Origin of the sequence: Lachnoclostridium sp. An169 (genome assembly GCF_002160525.1) — a bacterium.
Classification (GTDB): Bacteria; Bacillota; Clostridia; order Lachnospirales; family Lachnospiraceae; genus Mediterraneibacter; species Mediterraneibacter cottocaccae.
The window spans coordinates 1-5,407 of record NZ_NFKT01000063.1; the positions used below are offsets into that span (position 1 = coordinate 1).

Genomic DNA, 5,407 nt, shown 5'->3' on the forward strand with positions numbered 1-5,407 from the left:
TAGTTCTTCCATCGTTGCAAAAGAATTCCCTTTCACGAATTGCTGCTCCAGATACTTGAACGGGGATTCAATCTTTCCTTTCTTGCGGGGCCAGTAACAGGGACACGCATTCAATTCCGTCCCAAGATGCTTTGCCAGCATAAGGGCCTGCGGATTGTATCGGATCTCATCCTCGCTTTTTGGATTATTGCTGATCACCAATGCTTTTGGATTATCAATCAACAGCTCCAGCGTGACACCGCCAAGATCATAGAACAGTTCCTGGATCGCTTCGTAGATGGCTGCTGCGTCATCGCTCAGCGAAAAACATACCGCCTTTTTTCGGGAAGCGGAAAGGATCATGGAAAAGCAGTATACCTTCCGTTCCCTGCCCCCAACTACGACAGAATACTCTGACCAGTCAAACTGGGCCTGATCCCCTGGCGGGGTTTCGATCCGGACGGTTGCTTTGGAGCTGATCTGTCCAATATCTTCATCAACTTTACGGAGAAACCGATAAACGGGGCCGATGCTTCCCTCATAGCCTAATGTCTTCAGCTCTCTGTAGATGCGTGTACCGTTAAATTCATAAGGCTTGCACCGCCAGGTAATGATCTGCTCTTTATATCCATCAATGCAGGACTTATAGTCTGTCCTGTGATAGGATGGCGGTTCTGTCAGCTTCAGAAGTTTTCGCACCGTATTACGGGATATCCCAAGGATCCTGGCCGTCTCACGCTTGGATCCTGTTTGCTTATATACTCTTTGGACAGCTGCCCAATCTTGCAACTCATACACCTTCTTTCACCTCCATCCTGTGCTCAGTTAGACACAGAACGGATTCTACTGTAACTGATCAGGTGGGTCAATTCTAAGTGTTAAATTTTCAAGGTACAGTGTATCAGGACCAGGATCACTTACTCACTCCCCGACTCTAAGGTGGGTCAATTTTCCTCGTAAATCCTGGGTCAGTTTTAATTATAAATCAACACCGGTTTCAATACGAAGCTCAACGAAGAACGTAATAAAGGGGCGTTTGTCATGAGCCCGCATGCCGGAGACATTGAACGGCTTCTCTCCAAGAGCAGTAAACTTGCCGGGGAGGTGCGTGATGAAAAAGCTTGATCGGATCAATGAACTTGTAGATGAACTCAATGAACTGAAACTTGGATGCATGGCAGCATCACTTGACGCACTGTATCATTCAGAAACATTTGATGAACTGGATGCCGTATCGCTGCTTGAACAGGTGATCGGACCGGAATACCAGAATAAAACATCACAAAGATTCCAGAACAGGCTGAAACGTGCCCATCTTTCCGGAGGTCCTCAATCGCTGGATAAGTGTAAAGATTCTGTGGAGCGGGTTTATCTGCCTTCCGATATCAACGCTACACTGTCATCGCTGGATTTTATCCGAGAAGGTTTGAACGTTTGTATTCTTGGACCGTCTGACAGCGGAAAATCATATCTGGCCAAAGCATTGGGAATACAGGCCTGCCTGAATTACAGAGCTATGTATCATCATTGTGAAGAATTCCTTGAAACCATGGTCGCTCTGAAGCAGGCTGATTACTCAAAATATCAGAAGAAGATACGCTTTTACCTGAAGCTGGATCTGTTGATCCTGGATGATTTCCTGCTTCACACGATAACGGATGAGCGCGAGATCAAAGTCCTCTTTGAAGTCATGGAAAAACGCAGTGAACTGTCAAGGTGCACGATTGTGTGCTCTCAAAGAGAGCCAAACAGCTGGGCTTCGATGATCCTCAATGATGAAGTATCAGCCAATGCGATACTGAAACGGGCAACGAAACACTATACCGTAGTGATCCAGCCCAGAAACTAACTGACTATAATAGGCGTTTCAGGGCGTCCGTTATGCTCCGCACAGCGTCCGCTCTGAAACGCATCGGAGTCCGCTGGGCTCCGCGGAATGCATGCCATAACCGAACCTCACTTTTCTGAGTGCTATTATAGCAGAAACGGCGGATTTTCACCATTTTTTGTTGCTGTCACCTTCGTCATTTTGACGGTGGATAACAGTCATAAATACCTGAGAAAAAACTCCGGAAATTCAGATATTTATGATTGTTATCCACAATTGGGAAAGTCTTTGGGGCATGCGGACATGAAAATCCACAGAAAACTTTTGTGATGTGAATAACTTTAAATTTTATATTGCACAGAATCAATCAACAGGAATGGGAATGATTTTATTTTCTCTGTTTTGCACAAGTCACATGGAGAATGCCGGATCCACAACTTCTTCGATCGGACTTCTGGCAATAATCTCCAGACCCTGCATCAACATTTGATACTGGTCAGCAGTAATCTCCAGTGCCTCGTCTTTTGTGCGCGGCCAGCGAAAACTGCCATTTTCAATCCGCTTGTACAAAAGAAGGAATCCATCACCTTCCCACAGGAGCCCTTTTATGCGGTCAGTACGCCTGCCACAAAACAAGAATAATGTATTCTTATCATAAGGGTCGAGATGGAACTGGAAACGTATGATCCTCGCAAGCCCATCAATTCCCCGGCGCAGGTCTGTAAAACCTGTGGCTATGTATACCTTTTTGAATCCTGTACCATCATTGAGCATCCGTCATCACTCCCAAAAGTGTACGAAGAAAGGATGCAGATGCCTGATCTGTGATTTCAAATGTAAGGTGATTTTTACCTCTGATCACAGCAACGGTCTTATGCTTCGGCTCTATCGTTTCTGACTGGATTACCGAAGAAGGAACCTCTATAAAATCTGGTGTGTTACCGGCAGTTGCCAGAAAAGCTTCCCGAACTTTTCGGAGTCTCCAATAATAACTGGCTTTCGTAATGTCATGCTGCTGACACCACTCTTCAATTTTCATACCCTGTGGGCGGTTTTGACAATTGCGGACCATCTCAGCCCATTCGCTCAGACGGGTTTGCTGTGCAACTAAACTTGTATGAGAGTTCATGACTCACCTCCTGTAGTCTGGTCAAAAAAGTTGAGTACTAAACTTTTTTGACTTCATAGTGATGAGTCTATTATCTCATATCTGATGGTTTTGAAAAGGTACTCGCTATTTTGCGTTTACGGTAAAGCTGCATCGTCCGTCTTCCAGATAGGTCTCTGCTGTATCACGCCGGTTGAGAACGTAATTCACCGCTTTCTCCATCCGGGTATTCCGGACTGGCTTCTGCTGATCGAGCCACGACCAGAAAGCCTCCAGAACAGGTTTTTCCTTCTCGAGACGCAGCTGCTTCCGCTTTTCATAATCACCAGGATACTTTTTGTTAATGGAGTCCTCAATGGCGAATAACCGGCTGCAGTACTGGACTCCCTGCACTGCCGGATGGCTGTAGTCATACTGTTTTCCTTTGGGAACGGCATCGATAAAGTATCGACGGATATGTGCCCAACAAGAGCAGCGTCTGATCCCTGGAAGATTGTTGTATCCCTGATATCCATCCGTTTCCAGGTATCCGCTGTAGCCTTCCAGGAACTCCCTCGCATGGCTGCCGCTCCTGGTCGGAGAATAGCCATACAAGATGATCGACGGAAGCCCGTCCTCGCCGCTTCGGAACAGCCACATGAATGATTGAGTCTGGGCTCGGCGCCCTTCCTCGTTCAATACCTGAACCCGGGGTTCATCTGCCATCGCAAAGCTGCGTTTCAGCAGCTCGCGGTGGAAGTAATCATACATTGGCTGGAAATAGTTCTGTGAACAGTAGATGATCCAGTTGGCAAGAGTGGTACGGCTGATCTGAGCCCCATACTGTTTCCAGTCTTTCTCCTGCCGGTAAAGGGGAAGCCCATTAGCATACTTCTGATACATGGTCCATGCAATAGTGGATGCTGAGGCAGGACCTTTCCCAACCAGAGCCGCCGGTACCTGAGACTTTACGATCACAGGCTTTTCCGTATCGCCGAGCCCGTCCTTGCAGGAGGGGCATCCGTAACTCTGGCTGTAGTATTCGATCACTTTACAGGTGGCAGGAATGAATTCCAGTTCACGGCGGACATACTCCTCGCCGATCAGGACCATCTGTGTGCCGCAGACCGGGCAGATCTGGTCTTCTTCCGGAAGAGGGATCACTACTTTTTCAACCTTCAGGCCTTTGAAAAGTTCCTCATGGGTTGCCTTCTTTTTACGGGGATGCTCCCGGATCACGGTCTCTTCTTCCAGCAAAGAGGAATCTTGTTCCATTTCCGCTTCATCGAAGAGATTCTGTTGTCCCGGAATGTCATCGGATCTTTTTTCACTGGATGAGCCGAAAAGCTTTTTGGTCAGATAATCTACCTGTTCCTGCAGCGCTTTCTCGTGACTGGATTTTTCGTCAATAATAAGACGGAGAGATTTGATCAGCTCAGTCTGTTCAGATATCATTGTTTTCAGTTGTGATACTGTATCTTTCAGCTCTCGAAGCTGGATATCTTTCGCACTGGAAGCCATCGTTTCTCTCCTCGGATTTGATACCTTTATTATACCAGAAACGGAGCTGTTACTAAAGGAAAATGGCTCCTGAAAAATGCCGAATCTACAAGGAATTTCCGGATTTTTCTGTGCAGGATTTTTTGAGAAATCCAGATGCTTTTCACTCTGCTTTGAGGGCCTTGGGCTGGTCGATATCGATCCCCGACATCAGCCAGTCAAACTCCCGCCAGGAAAGATTCCGGACCTCCGACTGCTTCCTGGGCCATTGATAGCCGCCGCGGACAGACAACCGCTTGTAGATCAGTACGAAGCCATCCGGTTCACGGAACAAAGCTTTGATCCTGTCCCGTCTTCTTCCACAGAAAAGAAAGAGAGCACTGGACGACGGATCCATCTTGAGCTGGTCTTCGATAACAGCGCAGAGTCCGTCAATGGATTTCCGCATATCAGTGTAGCCGCAGACAATGTAGATCTTCTCAAGTCCGGAGATATCCCCTAACATGAGAGCTCCTGAAGCAGTCGGAATGTCCTGGTGAGCAGGACCGGATCTGCATCATTGTTGATGCGGACTGTGATATCCTTTATAGCAACTTCAATCGTATGTGAATTGTCAAGGTACGCGTTTTGCATCTGTGATGCTGTATGCTGTTCCGGAATATGATCCGGAACAATGTCAATGGGAACCACGTCCTGTTTCGGGCGGGGGACCTCAAGATGACCATAATTCGCAGCCGGGATCTGATCCGCTGCCGCTTTCCGACAGCGGCTGACCCAGTTGTAAAAGGTGCTTACTGCAATGTCGTTTTCACGACACCAGTCAGCATCTGTCATGCCGCTCTGGCGGCATTCATTGATAAGCCGGATCTGTTCCGCCATCGGAACCCGGGCTTTGCGAGTACCTGCCATAACCTATCCTCCATAATTGTAGTGAAATAGTCTAAATATCTTTCGACTACAATTATAGGTAAAACTTGAGGATCAGGAAATCCGCAGGAATATTTGGCGCTTAC

The 5,407-nt window shown here is 47.3% G+C and carries 6 protein-coding genes and 1 pseudogene; 1 reads left to right on the plus strand and 6 read right to left on the minus strand.

The genetic code is table 11. The features are described from left to right. On the minus strand, positions 1-777 hold a 777-nt coding region (istA, locus tag B5F07_RS21960; protein ID WP_140398076.1), incomplete at its 3' end, for an IS21 family transposase. 313 nt (positions 778-1,090) lie between these two features. Here istA and B5F07_RS21965 point away from each other — a divergent pair. After that, positions 1,091-1,828 (plus strand): ATP-binding protein, encoded by a 738-nt coding sequence (locus B5F07_RS21965; protein ID WP_087163307.1) that lies wholly within the window; start codon positions 1,091-1,093, stop codon positions 1,826-1,828. A gap of 390 nt (positions 1,829-2,218) precedes the next feature. Here B5F07_RS21965 and tnpB (B5F07_RS21970) read toward each other — a convergent pair whose 3' ends face one another. The 5 genes and pseudogenes from tnpB (B5F07_RS21970) to tnpA form a co-directional block, all read right to left on the minus strand. Beyond that, on the minus strand, positions 2,219-2,581 hold the full coding sequence (gene tnpB, locus B5F07_RS21970) for an IS66 family insertion sequence element accessory protein TnpB (RefSeq protein WP_140398077.1): 363 nt from the start codon (positions 2,579-2,581) through the stop codon (positions 2,219-2,221). Then, entirely contained in the window at positions 2,571-2,936 is a 366-nt protein-coding gene (locus B5F07_RS21975; RefSeq protein WP_087163308.1) for a hypothetical protein, read from the minus strand. The genes tnpB (B5F07_RS21970) and B5F07_RS21975 overlap by 11 nt, the downstream gene beginning before the upstream one ends. Positions 2,937-3,050: 114 nt before the next feature. Continuing rightward, positions 3,051-4,415, minus strand: a pseudogene (gene tnpC, locus B5F07_RS21980) (IS66 family transposase); the annotation flags it as partial. 142 nt (positions 4,416-4,557) lie between these two features. Further along, entirely contained in the window at positions 4,558-4,899 is a 342-nt protein-coding gene (gene tnpB / locus B5F07_RS21985; protein WP_072524981.1) for an IS66 family insertion sequence element accessory protein TnpB, read from the minus strand. Further along, positions 4,893-5,303 (minus strand): IS66 family insertion sequence element accessory protein TnpA, encoded by a 411-nt coding sequence (gene tnpA, locus B5F07_RS21990; protein ID WP_242972630.1) that lies wholly within the window; start codon positions 5,301-5,303, stop codon positions 4,893-4,895. The genes tnpB (B5F07_RS21985) and tnpA overlap by 7 nt, the downstream gene beginning before the upstream one ends. Positions 5,304-5,407: the final 104 nt, after the last annotated feature.

Bases quoted from the DNA above. Each gene is read 5' to 3' on its own strand.
- tnpA (WP_242972630.1), bottom strand. From the start codon at position 5,303: ATGGCAGGTACTCGCAAAGCCCGGGTTCCGATGGCGGAACAGATCCGG.
- B5F07_RS21975 (WP_087163308.1), bottom strand. From the start codon at position 2,936: ATGAACTCTCATACAAGTTTAGTTGCACAGCAAACCCGTCTGAGCGAA.
- tnpB (WP_140398077.1), bottom strand. From the start codon at position 2,581: ATGCTCAATGATGGTACAGGATTCAAAAAGGTATACATAGCCACAGGT.
- tnpB (WP_072524981.1), bottom strand. From the start codon at position 4,899: ATGTTAGGGGATATCTCCGGACTTGAGAAGATCTACATTGTCTGCGGC.
- B5F07_RS21965 (WP_087163307.1), top strand. From the start codon at position 1,091: ATGAAAAAGCTTGATCGGATCAATGAACTTGTAGATGAACTCAATGAA.